Origin of the sequence: Solitalea agri, from assembly GCF_023914155.1 — a bacterium.
GTDB classification, from domain to species: Bacteria; Bacteroidota; Bacteroidia; order Sphingobacteriales; family Sphingobacteriaceae; genus Solitalea; species Solitalea agri.
Genome location: NZ_JAMWYS010000059.1, coordinates 22238 through 41097 on the forward strand (window position 1 = coordinate 22238; position 18860 = coordinate 41097).

Consider the following 18860-nt stretch of genomic DNA (forward strand, 5'->3'; position numbering starts at 1 on the left):
CAGTTAATCTGATGGTTTTTTTTATGCACTTAACCTTCAGTACTTCAAAATAATACTTCAAAACATTTAAAATTATTTTATTTTAACATTTTAAATATTGCTTATTTTTTAAAAAGACAATTGCAATGACAATAAAAAGCATCCGCTTAGCTTCTATTGATGTCCTTCGTGCATTGACCATGTTCCTGATGATTTTTGTAAATGACCTTTGGACTTTAATCGGCATCCCAAAATGGCTCGAACATGTTGACGTAAACACAGATGGAATGGGCTTGGCTGACACCGTTTTCCCTGCATTTTTGTTCATTGTTGGTTTATCAATTCCCTTTGCAGTTGAAAACCGATTAAAAAAAGGCGATTCAACTTTTGAAATTCTAAAGCATATAGCTATTCGCTCTTTGGCATTATTGATTATTGGTTTCTTTCATGTTAACCTCGAAACTTATAATCCGGAGGCAATTCTTTCAAAACCTATATGGGAAATACTGATCACCATTGCTTTCTTCCTGATCTGGCTGGCCTATCCAAAAGATTTCGATAAGCGCAAAAAAACTTTATTACAAGGAACCGGAATTTTAATGCTGATTATTCTGGCTGCGATTTATAAAGGAGGAGACGCTGCACATCCAAGCTGGATGACACACCAATGGTGGGGAATTTTGGGTTTGATTGGCTGGGCGTACCTTTTATGCAGTTCTATTCATGTTCTTTGTAAGGGAAACGTTGTTGCGGTAATTATCAGCTTAATTGCTTTAATAGCCATCAATTCGGCCTTTCATTTAAACTATATACCTAAAAATCTACATTTCTGGCTCATGGGCGATGGCTCAAACGCTACCCTGGTAATGGGAGGTATTCTGGCTGGACTTATCTATAAAAAGAATAGCGATAAAAATAGCAGTCTTTGGTTGCTTTTAGGCGGTTTTGCCCTTGTAATGTTTATCTACGGTTTTAGCACACGTCCGCTTTGGGGGATTTCTAAATTGCGCAGCACTCCATCATGGACCACTATCTGTTCGGGTATTACACTTATTGCTTTCATGCTTTTAATTTGGCTGGTTGATATAAAGGGTAAAGAAAACTGGTTCAATAGTTTAAAACCCGCAGGAACCGCTACTTTAACAGCTTATTTGTTGCCCTACATTCATTACCCTATTTTCACTCTTATTGGTTGGCAATTACCTGAAATACTAAGAACCGGAGGAATCGGGATTATTAAATGTTTACTGTATTCACTCATTATTATTTTGATTACCGGTTGGTTAGAGAAAAGGAAGATTAAGTTGAAATTGTAGGATTATAGTCTATTATAAAAGAAAATTGAACGCGGAAGACACATACCTTAAGGTTTTTACAGGAAGAGGCTTTTTAATAATAGGTATCATTTTCATATTATTTGGCTTGTACGAATTGACTAATAACTCCTATTTAGTTTTCTATGGAAAAAAAACAAATGCGGTTATTGATAGCATGTATGTTAATGACTCAGATAGTGGAGATAAAAAAATTGTTATTATTAAATTTAACGATAGTAACCATGAACCAAATACAGTAGAATATATGCTGCCCTATGATGGCTATAATTTAAACAGAAGTGATTCATTAGTTATTTATTATGCCAAAAAAAATCCTCAAAACTATGTTATCGACTCCCCGTTTAACAAAGTGTGTATAGGTTTAATAGAGATAGGAATAGGATTGTCAGCGTCGCTTTTGGGGATATGGATGACTAAAAATCCAGATTTATTTGAATTAGGAGACTAAGCTTTAACAGATAGAAAAATTGCTTCATCAGATAGCAAAATTCCTTCAACAGATAGCAATTATGCTTAACAGAGATGAAAAAGTCCTTTCTCCGAAAGGAACATGTCATTGATAGAAAGGACCTTTTCAACCCGATGAAGCAATGTTCCTTAAACAAATAAGCACAACCGCTAACTCAAAGGGAAACTGCTCCAATTGTTCCGCAATTATGCTTTACAACAATGAAAATGGCTATTCTTCACAAGCAAAAATCCCTTGTATTCATTCAAATTAGATGAAGCAATCTGATGTACATATTATTTCTATATTAACCACCAAAACGTTCTACTGTTATCATTCATGTTTTAAGCTGTGGAATCGCTCTGCTTCAGTTTACAAGCTTCTTACCATTATTACTCATAAAATTCACCTTAATGCCGATCGAAAGAATAGCTTTTTTCAACCAATATTGTAACGTTTAGAATACAAACAAAAGCATAAAACGCAACAAAATACTAATACACAACACTTTATCAATAAAACAATTTAACCCTACTCATTTTCTTCCATTTTTCATCTTCTTATCATACAACCTTCTTTTATTTGAATCGTCATAGTATTAGAAACACCGCCCAAAGCGGTTATAAAAAGAAAGGATCAATATGAAAACTATAAAATTTACATTGGTAGCTGCATTAGTAACGTTAGGCTTGTCCTTTTGTATGGGTATTAGCAATGCATCAGCGCAAGGTTACGGTGGACAGCAATATGATGAGGATGATCGTGATGTAAGCTACCAAACTTTTTATGATGAATTAAGTCCTTACGGCGATTGGATTTACGACAACCAGTATGGCTACGTTTGGCGTCCGGATATGGGTCCTGATTTTATGCCTTATCGTTCGGGTGGTCACTGGGTTTCGAGTGAAATTGGCTGGACCTGGGCGTCGGATTATAGTTGGGGATGGGCACCTTTCCATTACGGACGTTGGAAATTTGATACTTATTTAGGTTGGTATTGGATTCCTGGTTACGAATGGGCTCCTGCCTGGGTAGTTTGGAGTTCAAACAGTGATTACTACGGATGGGCACCTATGGCTCCGGGATGGAACATTAATGTTTCAATAAATATCGGAAGCATTCCAAGCAACTATTGGGTATTTGCTCCACCACGTTATATTTCAAGCGTTCGCTTATTTGCTTACTGTGCGCCTGTTTACAGCAACATTACCATTGTTAGAAATGTAACCGTGGTTAACAATTACAGTTATTATAACCGCACCCGCTACACTTGCGGCCCACGAGTACACGAGTACAATAGTCGTCCCGGCTGCTATACTCGTCCGGTTCCTGTTCGCGAATGTCACGAGCCGCGTAGCACCAGATGCGATAATCAAAACGTTTACGTATACCGTCCACGAATTGTTAATCGTCCAAGCTGTCGTCCTGCAGATATAAGAGGTAAAGAATATTTCGCAAATAGAGAAACACAACCACGTAGCCGTAACGATTACCCTGGAAATAGCCGACCAAAATATGGCTACGATAACAACCGTAGCAATGATTCATATAGAACTGATAACCGTTTCGAAAACAGTCGTCAACGCACAGAGGCTCCACAACAGGAAAATCGCAGAAATGACAACTGGACGAATCAGCAACCTGATAGTCGTAGAAACGATAGCAGACCGAATCAACAACGTGATTATAATCAGCAAGGCCAGCAAAAAACTGAACGATATGCTCAACAGCAACCACAACAACAAGAGCGTCGTTCTCAACCTGAATATCGTCAGGTTTCACAATCACAAGAACGACATAGCAGAGAAAGCAGCAGCTCTCAAAGTCCTGAAAGATCGAGCAGAGGTCAGCAACAACGTTCAGAACGCAACGAATCTCATAGTGAAGGCAGGCCTAGAGGAAGAAATTAGTGTTTGATCGACACCAAGTTTAGTTTGTAATGGCCCGGACAATCAGGTTCGGGCCTTTTTTATACCTACTTATAAATTGCCCCCACAGATTAGTATCTTTAAACCTAGCGTTCCAACATCGGCAGATGAAGAATAAATATGTTATTCTGTCAACTCTAATGATCGGTACCCTGATGGGTTCACTCGATTCGAGCATTGTTAATGTTTCCCTTCCTATTATTCGTAAAGATTTTGATTGCCGCATGGACCAGATCCAATGGGTGGTTACGGCATACATGTTAAGCTTTTCACTCTTTATGCCCTTAACAAGCTGGCTGAAAGACCGGATTGGCTTTTTCAATTTATACGTTGGCGGATTGGTAGTGTTTACGCTGGCTTCCTTGCTCTGTGGAATTTCTGCCAACTTAGAAATACTGGTAGCATCAAGAGTATTGCAAGCAATTGGCGGGGGCAGCCTTCCTCCTACTGCCATGGCCATCATGTCGACCGTGTTTCCGAAAGAAGAACGAGGCAAAGCAATTGGTTGGTGGGGTATGGGATCGGTCGTTGGACCAACTATAGGCCCAACCTTAGGTGGTTTTCTAACTCGTGAATTTGGCTGGCACAGCATCTTTTTGATCAATTTGCCTATTAGTGTTGTAGCTATCGGAATGTGTTTTTACTCCCTGGGGTTTCTACGGCAGGTTCCTAAAAAGTATCTCAAATTCGATTTTAAAGGATTTGCAAGTCTAACCGTTTTCCTGTTATTATTGCAATTAGTGCTGGTAAGACTTGAGAACGTCGGTTTATTTTCGATAGAAATAATTGGCTTATTCGTCATATTGGTTGCATCATTTATCTATTTTATAAAGGTTGAGAAAAGGGCTGAATCACCAATCATCAACCTGAGACTTTTTAAGAACACACGGTTTGTAAGCTGCATCCTGGTTACCATTGCCCGTTCTGCCGCCTTATTCGGTGGTTTGTTTTTGGCGCCCTTCTTACTGCAGGGACTTTTACGATACAACGAACTGCAATCGGGTTTGATCTTATTTCCGGGTGCTTTAGTTATGGGTTTGCTAATGCCAATTTCGGGCACATTGGCCGACAAATACGGATCACGGGGATTGACCATATCAGGATTATTAATATTGGCTATTTCCACATTTCAATTTTCAACCTTGGGCATAGGCAGCGTCTTAACATCCATTCTTATTGCTGTTTGTTTACGTGGGTTGGGCTTGGGCCTTTTAATCAGTCCGATTTCATCGGCTACTGTAAACTCGGTAAAACTCGAACAGGTTGCTATGGCCTCCTCTATAAACAGTCTTTTACTACAGGTGGGAGGCTCCTTAGGTATTGCCATGCTCACTTTCACTCATCAAAATGTTTATAACAATAAAATAGCTTTAGGCTTTTCTACTATGGAGGCTGAACAATTTGCCTTACACCGCGGATTTACTGTTTCATTAATTCTCATTTTACTGGCATTAATTCCGGCTAGTAAAATCCCATCAAAAAATATTGTTACTGCTAAAAAAGAGCAAAACAACATTTAGCCAAAAGGTTTAAGCCGAAATAGTATCTTTATTCACCTATCAATTTCACTGTGCATTTTCATTCATTCATAAAGAACTTATCAAGCCAATTACAACATCCGTTGCCCGGTAAAGAGGCTCATTTGCAAATGGTACCCTTCGTCAGGTTGCCTGATTATGAGAAGGGATACGACCTGGAAAATGCCCGACAAAGCAGCGTTTTAATCTTATTATACCCAAAAGCAACTTCCATTCTAATACCATTTATCCAACGACCGATTTATGACGGTGTTCACAGCGGACAAATTGGCCTTCCCGGAGGAAAAATGGAGTCTTTTGATAGCTCACCAATTGCCACTGCACTACGAGAGGCTAATGAGGAAATCGGAATTATTGAATCAACTGTTAAAATTATTGGAGCTCTATCTCCTGTTTATGTGCCTCCAAGCCGCTTTTTAATTCATGTAATTGTGGGTTATCAAGATCATCAACCCGATTTAATAAAAGACGATAAGGAAGTAGACGAAATAGTAACTGTATCGATAGCGGATTTACTGAATGATTTACATTTAGGACTGGTATCAGTAACCAATTCGCAAGGTTTACAGTTTGAAGCACCTTGCTTTTTGTTGGAGAATAAAACCATTTGGGGAGCAACTGCAATGATTATGAACGAATTCCGATGGATTGTAAAAGAAGCTGAAAGATTAACAGGCAATAGCTGAGCTTAAACTATTCAGCCCTTACTCCATATTCGGTTGCTAAGAAAGAAATAATCTCTTTTACTTCTTCAGGCTTAAACCAATGGGTATTCTTGTCGCGGTTAAACCAGGTGATTTGTCGTTTGGCAAACCTTCGTGTATTTTGTTTAATAAGTTCCAATGCACGTTGCAGGTCATGCTTATCCTCAAAATAATCGAATAACTCAGTGTAACCAACTGTTTGTAAAGCATAGATATCTTTATGCTGATGCATCACTTTCGCTTCTTGAAGTAAACCCGCTTCCACCATTAGATCAACACGATGATTTATGCGTTCGTACAGTTCTTCGCGGGGAAGATTAAGACCAATTTTTATGATCTCGAATGAACGTTCTTTGCTTTCTTTTTTTCTAAAAGCTGAAAAAGGCTCTCCGGTCATCAAGCAAACCTCCAGAGCACGCATTAAACGCTGTGGATTGTTTACATCCACCTGCTTAAAATATTCTGGGTCCAATCGTTCAACCTCTGTTTGTAGATAGCTTAAACCCTCGAGTTCATAACGGTCAACAATTTGTTGTCGCAGGGTTTCATCAGCTTTAGGCAAGTCATCTAAACCATCACAAAGGGCGTTAATATACAAACCTGAACCACCTACCATGATCAGAGTATCATACTTCTGAAATAAATCATCCAATAAGGCAAGGGCTTCTACCTCAAACCTTCCGGCATTTATTTCATCAAAAATAGAATGAGAATTAATAAAGTGATGTTTAGCTTCTGCCAGTTCAGATTCATCCGGCTTGGCGGTACCTATGCTTATTTCTTTAAAAAACTGACGGGAGTCAGCCGAGAGGATTTCGGTGTTGAAATACTTCGCCAGCTCAATGGCTGCGCGTGTTTTACCTACAGCGGTAGGCCCTACAATAACGATAAGTTTCTTATTCTTCATAAATGCTCATGGTTCATAGATCATAGTTCATAGATTCGATTGTAATACCATTACTATGAACTATGGTCTATTTCCTATGAACTAGTTAATAATCATCACGTTCGCCATACTCATCATCAGAGCCACTTCCAAAGCCCAGTTCACCAAACTCATCATCATCCTCGCCTGCTTCTGATTCTTCTTGACTATCTTCATCATCTGATTTTGATGATGTTGTTGATGAAAAATCTTCTACATCAATACCAAACTCATCTAGTTCTTCCGGTTCTTCAATGTCAAATTCATCTTCCAAAACTTCTAAAGGGTCTTTATTTGCTGCTGCAGCCACCGCCGAAACGCGGAATTGTTTTGGAACATCACCGGTTGATTTAACACAAACAGGATATTCAACACCAGCTTCGGGCTCTAAAAAGATTTTAGAAAGCTCAACATGAAAATCGAATGGACGATCAAAATTTGAAATATAATAGAATTTCTGATGTGGATCATCAATGAATTTGCTAAGCTTAAAGTCTTTCATCAACTTTATGCCCTGCGAAACTTTACGTTCAGCTGGCATAAACGCTAATTCTTCACCTTTAACCCATTGATCATTACTCACATAAAACGACGAGGGATGCCCTGCATCAAAATTTATTGATTTATGAATGGCGTAGTGAAAATCTTCGAATGTTTGATTCGATTTAATGTCGATTTCTCTAACCGCGTCGTAATCTTCAAAAGCAACTCTGAATCGATAGATAGCCATTATTATACTGTTTATGAAATTCTATTTGTTTATTAACAGGTTAAATATCCGGCTTTGATCAATTTCTCTGAATGCTACGCACTACCGGTTTTTTTTGCAAAAATAGGAAACTCACCCGAATCAATGAACAATGCCTTACAAAAAGTACATAAAGTACTGCTAAACAACGGCTTTTATAAAAACAAGCAGTCCATTTTTTACTTCTTATTAGATAAATTTTCAATCAAATTTTTTTTTCAATCTAATTTGGCGTTTTCATTCTCATTTTTAACTTTGCAATACAAAGTTCTTTTTAAATGGACATAAACGTAAACAAGCACCTTGAATCCTTAACTGAGATCAGGAGCTTAATGGAGAAATCTTCAAAATTTATTTCGCTAAGTGGTTTATCGGGTATTTTTGCCGGTGGTTATGCTTTATTGGGCGCGGCTGCTGCATTTTGGGCAAATATCCATTATAATCATTTACGAATTCCGATTAAGGACTTTTCACCAGAGTTTTCGCTTCAAAACAGTTTTTTATTATTCTGCCTGATCGATGCTTTGCTCATTTTGATTTTATCAATAGTGACCGCCTTTATTTTCTCCAAACAGAAAGCGGCTAAAGCGCAGCAATCTATTTGGGATAAATCGGCGCAACGGTTGGCTATTAACCTTGCCATTCCATTAGCCACTGGTGGTGTTTTCGCTATTTATTTATTGCTTGATGGTAATTATAAACTGATTGCTCCAAGCATGCTGATTTTTTATGGTTTGGCTCTTTTTAATGCCAGCAAGTATACCATTGGCGACATCAGGTATTTAGGCTTAACTGAAATCGCACTTGGACTGATCAACCTTTTTGTAACCGGATATGGATTTTGGTTTTGGTGCTTAGGATTTGGTGTAATGCACATTATTTATGGCTTAGTGATGTACCGCAAATACGATTCGGCAGCCTAAACTTAAACGCTTAAATTAATAGAAACCAATGGTCGTAAATCTGTTTAACAATTTCAACAAAGCCTTTGAAAGCAAGGTCAGATTGGGCATTATGTCGGTTTTAATGGTAAACGAAACCATTGATTTTACAACCTTAAAAGAACTATTGAATGTAACCGATGGTAATTTGGCCAGCCATTCAAAAGCACTCGAAGAACTTAAATACATTATGATAACTAAACAATTTATTGGTAAAAAACCGAACACCACCTATTCAGTAACTGATTTAGGTAAAAAGGCTTTTGTCGAACACCTGAACAGCCTTGAGCAATTGCTAAATTCTAACAGATAATTTTTTTTGCATAACAACTTTGAAATACAAAGTACTTTTAATTTTAAAAAATGAGAAAATTCATCATAATCGGTCTTTATAATCTTAGCAAAAAGCCTTATCAAGCTCTTTTTAAAAACAATAAGGCCTGGAACATTTCGCCTCAACAATTACTTGACTTTCCGGAAGGATCATTAGGAAATGAATTAGGTTGTTTTCTAACGAAAAATGATTTCGAACTACAAGCCAAATTAGAAAATCATGATGTTTTCCATGTTTTATCAGGCATAGGCACTTCAGTGATCGAAGAAATTGCTTTGCAATATTACTTGCTTGGAAATGGCAAGAAGAGTATTTATCTAAAATCGGTAATTCTATTAGGGACTTTATTCTACCCCAACCAGTTTTCGCTGTTTTTTAGTAGATACAAGGAAGGTAGATCGTTCTCCGCTTTTCATAATCTTGACTTCTTCCCGCTTCTTCATTGTCCCATTGCTGAAATTAAAAAACACCTGCCCATTACAGCTTTAAAATACACTAACAAAGACAACCTCTTTTCGCCCTTAAAACCTATAGCAATTACTGTTCAACGATAAGAATTTATTAAATATTAACACACATAGAATCATGGAAACCTCAGAAACAAAACAACCGGCACCAACCTTTTTCGAGCGTAATGCCATTATTATTAAACTAATGATGGTCGGCTTTATTAGCCTGTTATTACTAATCCCTTCGGTAATGATTCAGAACCTTGTTATAGAGCGTTCTGAAAGCAGAGATCATGCAGTAAACGATATCTATTCGAAATGGGGACAGGCGCAAACCCTAGCCGGGCCAATTCTAAATGTGCCATATCGGACTTTAACCAAAGACGCCAATGGCAAAGAAGAGATCACACTCGATTACCTGCATTTTCTACCGGAACGACTTGATGTAAAAGGAAATATTAACCCTTCAATCCGATATTATGGAATTTACGAGGCGATCTTGTACAACGGAAAACTTAATTTTTCAGGGAATTTTATCACTCCTGATTTGAACGGATTGAAAGTGGTTCCTGAAAGTATCTCATGGAAAGATGCTTTTATATCCATTGACATTAGTGATTTAAGAGGTATAAAAGAAACCGTTTTGGTAAACCTGAACGATAAGGCATATACGGTAAATCCGGGTATAGAAAGAGGTGGCGTTTTTGATTCGGGCTTAAGCATTCCATTTCCATTGGAAGAAGGTGCTCTATTGCAGTCTGGAGTAAAATTTGGCTTTAGTATTAATTTAAATGGAAGCAGTAAATTAAGTTTTTGGCCATTAGGCAAAGAAACCAATATTCAACTGAACTCGCCTTGGAGTTCGCCTAGTTTTTCAGGAGCATTTTTACCGGAGAGCCGTGAAGTCACCGAAAAAGGATTTTCGGCAAAATGGAAAGTACTGGAGCTAAATAGAAATTTCCCTCAAAAATGGACAGGAGATCTATATAGTTTCCCAAATGCTGAAGAAGAGTTGGATGCCGCCGCCATGACCACTGAAACAAGAGAACATAAAGCAAAGAACGCAGTTATAGACAATTATTCATTTGGCGTTGACCTGTTAATGCCTGTTGATTTCTATCAAAAGGTATATCGCTCTGCAAAGTACGCGTTAATGTTTATCGGCCTAACCTTTACAGCCTTCTTCTTTATCGAATTAGTAAACAAAAAACGGATTCACCCTGTTCAGTATATTTTGGTTGGATTTGCCTTGGTGATCTTTTACACGCTGTTGCTTTCATTTACCGAGCATTTATCATTTGGAATAGCTTATTCAATCGCTTCTGCCGCAACTATTTTACTAATCACCTGGTTCTCGGGAACAGTGCTTAAAAGTAGAGGTCTCTCAATTCTCATGGGATCTTTGCTTTCGGCCCTTTATTTATTCCTCTACATTTTATTGCAAATGGAAGATTATGCCTTGTTAATTGGCAGTATCGGTTTATTTGTAATATTAGGATTGGTGATGTTTATTTCGAGAAGGGTGGACTGGTATGATTTCAGAAAACCTGAGGTTCAGACTAATTAAACCTTAAAAACATTGTTATTCGGGCAAAGACAATAATCCGTTAAAAGATCTTTGCCCGAATATTATTTATACGTGTTTCTTTTCTTTTTCTTCTTCGGATATTGGAGCCCTGTCGTATACAATCAGTCCCATTTCAACTCCTTTTTGAACGATAAAGTTGAGCGCTTCTTCCCTGTTGTTCTTAATTTCTCCTTCTAAAATCGCTTCTCGTACTAAGTTCTTCAAAATTCCAACTTCCTTACCTGCCGACAACTGAAACATAGTCATAATATCGTTTCCGGAAACCGGTGGCTGCCAGTTGCGCATTTTATCACGCTCCTCAACATCCTTAAGCTTTTGCTGAACCAGTTCGAAATTGCGTTTGTATTTTTTGATCTTGAACTCATTTTTAGTGGTCACATCAGCATGGCAAAGTTTCATTAACGCCTCAATATCCTCACCGGCATCAAATAGAAGTCTTCTAACAGCCGAATCGGTAACAATTTCTTGCGCTAAAACAATAGGACGCAAATGTAGCAGCACTAATTTTTCGACCAGTTTCATCTTTTCATTCAACGGAAGTTTCAACTGACGGAAAATTTTAGGAACCATCCGCGCACCTTTGTCCTCATGTCCGTGAAAAGTCCAGCCATGTACAGGATCATATCGTTTGGTAGCAGGTTTTGCAATATCATGTAAAATGGCTGCCCAACGTAGCCATAGATCGTCAGTAGATTTACAAATATTATCCAACACCTCTAGCGTATGGTAAAAGTTATCTTTATGCGATCGGCCATTGATGGTTTCAACACCATGTAAAGCTACCATTTGCGGAAATATCAGCTCCAGTAAACCGGTGTCAAACAAAAGATTAAAACCTATAGACGGTTTTTTGGATAGGATAATCTTGTTCAACTCATCCGTTATTCGTTCCGCCGAAACAATTTTAATCCGTTCCTTATTTTTTGTAATAGCTTTAAGTGATTGTTCTTCAATATCGAAATGCAATTGGCTAGCAAAACGAATGGCCCTCATCATTCGCAAGGGATCGTCTGAATAGGTCACATCCGGATCTAAAGGAGTTCTAATCGTTTTATATTCCAAATCGATCACTCCATTAAACGGATCGACCAACTCACCAAAAGTACTGCCGTCATTTAACCGGATGGCCATTGCATTTATCGTAAAGTCACGGCGATTTTGATCATCCTGCAGTGTGCCTTCTTCTACAATTGGTTTGCGTGAATGTGAACGATATGATTCCTTGCGTGCACCAACAAACTCAACCTCCAGATCTTCGAGTTTAAGCATAGCTGTACCAAAATTCTTAAAAACAGCCAAGCGTTTTTCCAGACCTACTTTTTTTGCTACTGCGGTGGCAAATTCAACACCATTGCCCAACACTAAAATATCAACATCCTTTGATGGCCTTTTTAAAAAAATATCACGCACAAAACCACCAATAACAAATGCCTCAATATTTAATCGTTGCGCTTCTTCTGATATTGTTTTAAAAATTGGATGATTGAGATGTTTTCTCATTCTAATTAGGTTGTTAGCTTTTAGTTATGAGCAGTTAGCTGATCTAAAAGATCCATCTTCCCTGTACTTCTAACTTTGTACTTTTATCTTCTTTTATACTATTTCCGCAGGATTTTAACCAATCCTCCACTGCCCAGCTTTATGATTGATGACGGAGAAGTTGATTTTTTGCTTCTCTCGAAATCAACAACATAATCAACACCTTGTTTAATTTCCTCGGAAATCTCATCGTAACTCATAGCAGAAGGCTGTCCACTGATATTAGCAGAAGTTGAAACAATAGGCTTGCGGAACTTGCGAATAAGCTGCTCACAAAAAGGATGTTTAACCACCCTGATGCCTACACTTCCGTCCTCGTTCAATACATTTGGAGCCAGTCCCTTCCCCCCATCAAAAACAACTGTTAACGGTTTTTCTGATAGTTCAATTAGTTCATAAGCCACTTCAGGAACATCCTTTACGTATCTGAATAAATCATTAAGATTCTCGAGTAAAACAATAAAGCTTTTCCCTTCTCGTTTTTTAAGTTGAATAATCTTTTCTACGGCCTCAGGATTTGTGGCATCGCAGCCCAAACCCCAAATGGTATCGGTAGGATATAAAATAACCCCTCCTGATTTTAACACTTCGAGCGCACTTTCTATTTCTTTTTGCATATTGATTTATGTTCAATACATTTTAACGGCAAAACTACGCCTTTTAATTTTGATAGATTAACTGAAGTTTTAATTAAGCAAATCAAAAACAACCATCATCTTTATCTTTTTATAGTTGGATTCTGCCGGAATAAAATAAGAAACTTCTATAAAATTAATTTTAACCTTTTTACCAATATATTTATTCGGTTCGGGTAGTAATTTCTCGGCTCCGCAATGCTGTAGCCAATAAAATGTTTCCTGTAATCCTTGTTCATTTACACAAATAAACTTGTAAAAATCACCCTTTACTATTTTGCTCAGTTTTCCATTATAGTTAGAAGTCGCACTTTCCGTATCTATTGGAAGGGGCGTTTTTTTCTCATTGGCCATTTTCAGAGCAAAATCGAGAAAACGGGGACAATTTTTCATCAAATTTTTAGCAACATCATTACCCAATTGTTCTGCTGCCACATCAGAGTTCGCTCCCATCAAATCATAATACTCTAAAAGAGTTCCCATATGGTCGGCACAAGCTTTCATCATCACTTTCCCAAATAAACTTGTGACCGAATCGGGTGATAGTTTATCTAACTGAACATCTTTCAGCTCATTACATATTTTCTGTGAAATGGTATCAATAAAAGCCTCTTTCTGTGCAAAAACACTTGAGAGTGAACAGAAAAAAAGAATGGGAATAAACAGAAGTATTCTTTTCATAACAAAATAGCTGTAAAAAAACATAGTCCATAAAGGTAATTTATGGACTATGTTTCAAAATATTCTAAAAAATCTGTACTAAACCGCTACGTTATAATCACGTAAAGCATTGTTTAATGAAGTTTTCTTATCGGTACTTTCTTTACGTTTACCAATAATTAAGGCGCAAGGAACCTGGTAGCTACCTGCAGCGAATTCTTTGGTATAACTTCCTGGGATTACAACCGAACGTGCAGGAACTAAACCTTTATATTCTTTAGGTTCTAAACCTGTCACATCAATAATTTTGGTTGAAGCTGTCAAAACCACGTTGGCTCCTAATACAGCTTCTTTTTCAACGTGCACACCTTCTACAACAATAGCGCGTGAACCTAAGAAACAACCGTCTTCAATAATAACAGGAGAAGCTTGTACTGGCTCCAAAACACCACCTATACCTACACCACCGCTCAAATGCACATCCTTACCAATTTGCGCGCATGAACCAACAGTTGCCCAGGTATCAACCATGGTACCTGAATCAACGTATGCACCAATATTTACGTATGAAGGCATCATGATTACTCCTTTAGCAAGGAAAGAACCATAACGTGCAAGACCATGAGGAACCACACGAACACCAGCCTCTTTAAAGTTTGTTTTCAATTTAATTTTATCATAGAAAACAAAAGGACCAGCCTTAATTTCTTCCATCTCACGAGTTGGGAAGTACATAATTACTGCCTTCTTCACCCACTCGTTCACATGCCAACCACCCATTACCGGTTCAGCAACGCGCAATTGACCTTTATCTAATAATTCTATAACTTCTTCGATAGCTAAAATGATATCGCTGTAGTTAAGCAGGGAACGATCTTCCCAAGCTTTCTCAACTTTGTCTTTTAAAGCAGTTAACGGCATTTGTAAGGAATTTAAAAATGAACTTTTTTTTGAATACAAGGACTTAAGGTAAAATCCGTTGCAAATAACGCAATTTTAAACAAGATTTCTGAACCCTAATCTCATTTATCTGTTATAATTAAACGTGATATTAAATCACGATATTGTTAATTTGCAGTATGAATGAAAGTGAAAAACTAAGGATTGATAAATATTTATGGGCCATTCGAATTTTCAAAACCCGCAGTCTGGCAACCGAGGCCTGCAAAGGTGGAAAAGTAAAATTGGAAGGCAATAATTTAAAACCCGCACACGTAGTTAAGGTCGATGAGGTTTATCATATTCAAAAAGGTATTGAGAAAAAGATTGTTAAAGTTACTGGTTTGTTAGAAAGCCGTGTAGAAGCAAAAAAAGCAATTTTATATTACGAAGACTTAAGTCCCGTAAATACCGAAGCGAGGCATATGTCGGTATTCACTGCTCCTGTTTTCACGCGCGAACGAGGAACAGGCAGACCTACCAAACGCGACAGGCGTGATTTGGATGAATTACGGAATAGTGGCGATTAAATAGTTTGAAAGTGCCTTTAGTATAGTGTGAAATATAACGGGTTGCGAACATCCTATTGTCCGCAACCCGCAACATGAAATGAAATTAAAATAAAATTAATTATTTCTTTTCAGCTTTGTATTCTTCATTCAAGCCTTTCAACACATCGTTAGTAACATCAAGGCTTTCATCTGCATATAAAATAGCACTATTACCTTTTGAGTAAGATATCACCATTTTGTAGCCGTGATCTTTTGAATATTTCTTCAGGTACTCAGTAATTTTATTGTACAATTTTTCGGTTTCTTCCTGTTCTTCTTTAGCAGCCTGGCCTGCCAAACTTTGTTGCAACTGCCCTAGATCTTGTTGTCTCTTTTGTAATTGCAAGCTCAATTGTTGTTGTTGATCCTGAGTCATACCTTGGGCAGCACGTTGTGCATTTGCCACTTCTTGCTGAAATGAGCGGCCTTTGCCTTCAAATTGTTGCTGACGAAGCGTGTTTTTTGCTTCTAAACTCTTTTTAACATCTACAAAGTAGTTGTAATGCTTCTGTAAAGAGTCTGAATTAACGTAAACTATAATTTCTGATTTAACACCTTCGGTTTTAACTCCGGTCGAATCAGCTTTTTGATTTGCCGTGCCGCTGTTGTTGTTAGAACATGCAGCCAAAATAGCTACACCAACTATTGGTAAAAGAGCAATTGATTTTTTAAGGTTCATATCTAATAGTGACTTTGCGGCAAATATAATTATTCAAACCATTTTCAAAATTCTTTCTGAAAGTTGTTTTTAAAAAATATCAGAATAAAATTGTGAACCTTAATTAAAACTAAAGCTAGTTCCTTACTTTGATAATTATAAATCAGTAACCGTCATTATATTTCCAGTAATCTCAATTTTATACTTTTTCAATGTTCTGGTACTTCCCGAAGCATTTACAGGACCATTAATAACGGCACCATCCAGTTGATATCTGCTTTGATGTAAGCTACACTCCAAACGATTGTTGGTACCATCGTAAAAAATCGAGCCATGTTCATGCGGACAAACTGCCTCCAATGCAACAAACGAACTAGCCACAACAGCATTTGCAGTACGTACTACAATCACTCCTTGTTTGGTTTTTGAACTACCCACATTGGGCAAATCGGTGTCAATATTTAGCGTAAAGTTTAATGGGTTTCCATTATTTCCTCCATTATTATTATTGGGTTCTGCGCTATCTCCACCACCACAGGCATCCAACAAACTTCCGGCACAAATTATAGCGGCCCCAATACCAAGTTTAGACAAGAATTCATTGCGTTTCATATTGTAATTGTTTTATCAAATAGGTTTACGGATGAAACTTTACAAAAGTTGCCTGATCTGAAAAAATCAATAAAAAGCAATGTAAGGACCTTCAAATATTTCGACACAAAAACAAGCAAAGAGCCCATTATTTATAATACTTTTCGACCCCTGAAAAATGTTAATAATTATGATTTCAGAATGCTTTAATAATCCCTAATAAATTACTAATATCGAGGTCTTAATAGGCGCTTTTCATTTCGGTAAGAGGCCTAAAAAGAGTATCTTTGAACTTTTGTAACTATAGGATAACATGAGCGAAACAGCAGAAACAAAAGCTGCGAATTATTCAGCGGATAATATTCAGGTTCTTGAAGGATTAGAAGCCGTACGCAAACGCCCAGCCATGTATATTGGCGATGTGGGCGTAAAAGGCTTACACCATTTGGTTTATGAAGTTGTTGACAACTCAATTGACGAGGCATTAGCCGGATATTGTAATGATATTAACGTTACCATACATCAAAATAACTCAATTACTGTAAAAGATAACGGCCGTGGTATTCCGACAGGCATGCACACTAAAGAGAAAAAATCGGCTTTAGAGGTAGTAATGACTGTATTGCATGCGGGTGGTAAATTCGATAAAGACACCTACAAAGTTTCAGGTGGTCTGCATGGCGTGGGCGTTTCCTGCGTAAATGCATTATCTATCCATTTAAAAGCCGAAGTTCATCGTGATGGCAAAGTATGGGTGCAGGAATATGAAAAAGGAAAACCTCAGTACGATGTTAAAACAGTAGGTGACACAAATGTAACCGGTACCATAGTTACATTTACTCCCGACAGTGAGATATTTACCCTTACAACTGTTTACAATTATGATACATTAGCTGCCCGTTTACGGGAGCTAGCCTTTTTGAACAAAGGAATTCGTCTTACCTTAACCGATGAACGCGAAACCAATGATGATGGCTCTTTCGTCTCTAACACCTTCTATTCAGACGGTGGCTTAAGAGAGTTTGTTGCCTATCTGGACGGTACTCGTGAACCTTTGATTCCGGAGCCTATTTACATTGATGGTAACAAAGCCGGAATTCCAGTAGAACTTGCTCTGCAGTATAACAGTACTTACTCCGAAAACGTTCACTCCTACGTTAACAACATTAACACTATTGAAGGTGGAACGCACGTAGCTGGTTTCCGAAGAGGTTTAACCCGTACTTTAAAAAGCTATGCCGATAAAAGTGGCTTACTGAAAAACCTTAAGGTTGAAATTACCGGTGATGACTTCCGAGAAGGATTAACTGCGGTTATTTCAGTAAAGGTTGCTGAACCACAGTTTGAAGGTCAAACTAAAACTAAACTTGGAAATAATGAGGTTACAGGTGCGGTAGATCAGGCTGTAGGTGAAATTTTAAATATTTATTTAGAAGAGCATCCTAAAGAGGCCCGACTGATTGTACAAAAAGTGGTGCTTGCCGCAACGGCTCGTGCTGCCGCGCGTAAGGCACGTGAAATGGTGCAACGCAAAACCGTTATGACAGGATCAGGTCTACCTGGAAAACTGTCTGACTGTTCGAACAATGATCCTGAGGCTTGTGAATTATACCTGGTGGAGGGTGATTCGGCGGGTGGTACGGCAAAACAAGGTCGTAACCGTAATTTCCAAGCTATTTTACCACTAAAAGGAAAGATCCTAAACGTGGAAAAAGCAATGGAACATAAGATCTACGAAAACGATGAGATCAAGAATATCTTTACCGCTATGGGTGTCAGTATTGGAACACCTGAAGACGATAAGGCTCTAAATATCACTAAACTCCGTTATCACAAGATTATTATCATGACGGATGCCGATGTGGATGGTTCTCACATCACCACACTGATCCTTACCTTCTTCTTCCGATACATGAAAGAGCTGGTTGAGTTTGGTTATATCTACATTGCAACTCCTCCTTTATACATGGTTAAAAAGGGCAAGGACTTTGAATATGCATGGACGGAAGACCAACGATTAGCTGCTATTGAGCGCTTAAAAGGCAGTGGAAAAGAAGATAGTGTTAACACCCAACGCTACAAAGGTTTGGGAGAGATGAACGCTGAACAATTGTGGGAAACTACCATGAACCCTGATACCCGTACATTGCGTCAGGTGACAATTGAAAATGCTGCAGAATGCGACCATATCTTTTCAGTCTTAATGGGTGATGAAGTTGCTCCTCGTCGTGAATTCATTGAGAAACATGCAAAATATGCCAAAATCGATGCTTAATTGCATTATTAAATAATTCAAATAGAGGCTGTCTCAAAAGGGGCAGCCTTTTTAGTTGCCGAGAATTGACTGTATATTTTTTGATTGAGAATT

General features: G+C 38.0%; 19 protein-coding genes. 11 read left to right on the top strand and 8 right to left on the bottom strand.

The features are described 5' to 3' along the window. The first annotated feature begins 125 nt into the window (after positions 1-125). The 5 genes from NF867_RS17670 (at position 126) to NF867_RS17690 (ending at position 5916) form a co-directional block, all read left to right on the top strand. Positions 126-1295 (top strand): DUF5009 domain-containing protein, encoded by a 1170-nt coding sequence (locus tag NF867_RS17670; protein ID WP_252589726.1) that lies wholly within the window; start codon positions 126-128, stop codon positions 1293-1295. Positions 1296-1320: 25 nt separating this feature from the next. Further along, positions 1321-1764 carry a hypothetical protein gene (locus NF867_RS17675; RefSeq protein ID WP_252589727.1) on the top strand — a complete coding sequence of 148 codons (444 nt, stop codon included), beginning with the start codon at positions 1321-1323 and terminating at the stop codon, positions 1762-1764. A 641-nt stretch (positions 1765-2405) separates the two neighbouring features. Then, positions 2406-3674: a DUF6600 domain-containing protein gene (locus NF867_RS17680; RefSeq protein WP_252589728.1), complete on the top strand. Its 1269-nt coding sequence runs from the start codon at positions 2406-2408 to the stop codon at positions 3672-3674. A gap of 125 nt (positions 3675-3799) precedes the next feature. Next, the gene (locus NF867_RS17685) at positions 3800-5212 is read left to right on the top strand and encodes an MDR family MFS transporter (protein WP_252589729.1); all 1413 of its coding nucleotides are present in this window, start codon (positions 3800-3802) and stop codon (positions 5210-5212) included. Positions 5213-5262: 50 nt separating this feature from the next. Then, positions 5263-5916 carry an NUDIX hydrolase gene (locus NF867_RS17690; RefSeq protein ID WP_252589730.1) on the top strand — a complete coding sequence of 218 codons (654 nt, stop codon included), beginning with the start codon at positions 5263-5265 and terminating at the stop codon, positions 5914-5916. A 7-nt stretch (positions 5917-5923) separates the two neighbouring features. On the opposite strand, the gene miaA is transcribed toward NF867_RS17690, so the two are convergent. Both miaA and NF867_RS17700 read right to left on the bottom strand, forming a co-directional pair. Continuing rightward, positions 5924-6841: a tRNA (adenosine(37)-N6)-dimethylallyltransferase MiaA gene (miaA, locus tag NF867_RS17695; RefSeq protein ID WP_252589731.1), complete on the bottom strand. Its 918-nt coding sequence runs from the start codon at positions 6839-6841 to the stop codon at positions 5924-5926. An 85-nt stretch (positions 6842-6926) separates the two neighbouring features. After that, the gene (locus tag NF867_RS17700) at positions 6927-7589 is read right to left on the bottom strand and encodes a plasmid pRiA4b ORF-3 family protein (RefSeq protein ID WP_252589732.1); all 663 of its coding nucleotides are present in this window, start codon (positions 7587-7589) and stop codon (positions 6927-6929) included. Between the two features lie 296 nt (positions 7590-7885). Here NF867_RS17700 and NF867_RS17705 point away from each other — a divergent pair, with 296 nt between their 5' ends. From NF867_RS17705 to creD, 4 genes are read left to right on the top strand one after another with little or no spacing between them, the layout of a single operon-like run. After that, a complete protein-coding gene (locus NF867_RS17705; RefSeq protein WP_252589733.1) occupies positions 7886-8530 on the top strand; it encodes a hypothetical protein in 645 nt (214 codons plus the stop codon). A 28-nt stretch (positions 8531-8558) separates the two neighbouring features. Next, positions 8559-8861, top strand: coding sequence for a winged helix-turn-helix domain-containing protein (locus NF867_RS17710; RefSeq protein WP_252589734.1), 303 nt, complete (start codon positions 8559-8561; stop codon positions 8859-8861). Positions 8862-8911: 50 nt separating this feature from the next. Continuing rightward, positions 8912-9436, top strand: coding sequence for a ubiquinone biosynthesis protein COQ4 (locus NF867_RS17715; RefSeq protein ID WP_252589735.1), 525 nt, complete (start codon positions 8912-8914; stop codon positions 9434-9436). A 31-nt stretch (positions 9437-9467) separates the two neighbouring features. Beyond that, positions 9468-10898 (top strand): cell envelope integrity protein CreD, encoded by a 1431-nt coding sequence (gene creD / locus NF867_RS17720; RefSeq protein WP_252589736.1) that lies wholly within the window; start codon positions 9468-9470, stop codon positions 10896-10898. A 66-nt stretch (positions 10899-10964) separates the two neighbouring features. Here creD and NF867_RS17725 read toward each other — a convergent pair whose 3' ends face one another. From NF867_RS17725 to NF867_RS17740, 4 genes are all read right to left on the bottom strand, one after another. Continuing rightward, the gene (locus NF867_RS17725) at positions 10965-12419 is read right to left on the bottom strand and encodes a CCA tRNA nucleotidyltransferase (protein WP_252589737.1); all 1455 of its coding nucleotides are present in this window, start codon (positions 12417-12419) and stop codon (positions 10965-10967) included. A gap of 98 nt (positions 12420-12517) precedes the next feature. After that, complete coding sequence (locus NF867_RS17730; protein WP_252589738.1) at positions 12518-13075, bottom strand: L-threonylcarbamoyladenylate synthase; 558 nt, start codon at positions 13073-13075, stop codon at positions 12518-12520. Positions 13076-13144: 69 nt separating this feature from the next. Beyond that, the gene (locus NF867_RS17735) at positions 13145-13774 is read right to left on the bottom strand and encodes a hypothetical protein (protein ID WP_252589739.1); all 630 of its coding nucleotides are present in this window, start codon (positions 13772-13774) and stop codon (positions 13145-13147) included. 78 nt (positions 13775-13852) lie between these two features. Next, positions 13853-14674, bottom strand: a complete 822-nt coding sequence (locus NF867_RS17740) for a 2,3,4,5-tetrahydropyridine-2,6-dicarboxylate N-succinyltransferase (RefSeq protein ID WP_252589740.1) — start codon at positions 14672-14674, stop codon at positions 13853-13855. 158 nt (positions 14675-14832) lie between these two features. On the opposite strand from NF867_RS17740, the gene NF867_RS17745 reads away from it, so the two are divergent. After that, a complete protein-coding gene (locus NF867_RS17745) occupies positions 14833-15222 on the top strand; it encodes an RNA-binding S4 domain-containing protein (RefSeq protein ID WP_252589741.1) in 390 nt (129 codons plus the stop codon). A gap of 100 nt (positions 15223-15322) precedes the next feature. On the opposite strand, the gene NF867_RS17750 is transcribed toward NF867_RS17745, so the two are convergent. Further along, positions 15323-15922 carry an OmpH/Skp family outer membrane protein gene (locus NF867_RS17750; protein ID WP_252589742.1) on the bottom strand — a complete coding sequence of 200 codons (600 nt, stop codon included), beginning with the start codon at positions 15920-15922 and terminating at the stop codon, positions 15323-15325. Positions 15923-16057: 135 nt separating this feature from the next. After that, complete coding sequence (locus NF867_RS17755; RefSeq protein WP_252589743.1) at positions 16058-16513, bottom strand: QcrA and Rieske domain-containing protein; 456 nt, start codon at positions 16511-16513, stop codon at positions 16058-16060. Between the two features lie 292 nt (positions 16514-16805). On the opposite strand from NF867_RS17755, the gene gyrB reads away from it, so the two are divergent. Further along, positions 16806-18767, top strand: a complete 1962-nt coding sequence (gyrB, locus tag NF867_RS17760; RefSeq protein WP_252589744.1) for a DNA topoisomerase (ATP-hydrolyzing) subunit B — start codon at positions 16806-16808, stop codon at positions 18765-18767. Positions 18768-18860: the final 93 nt, after the last annotated feature.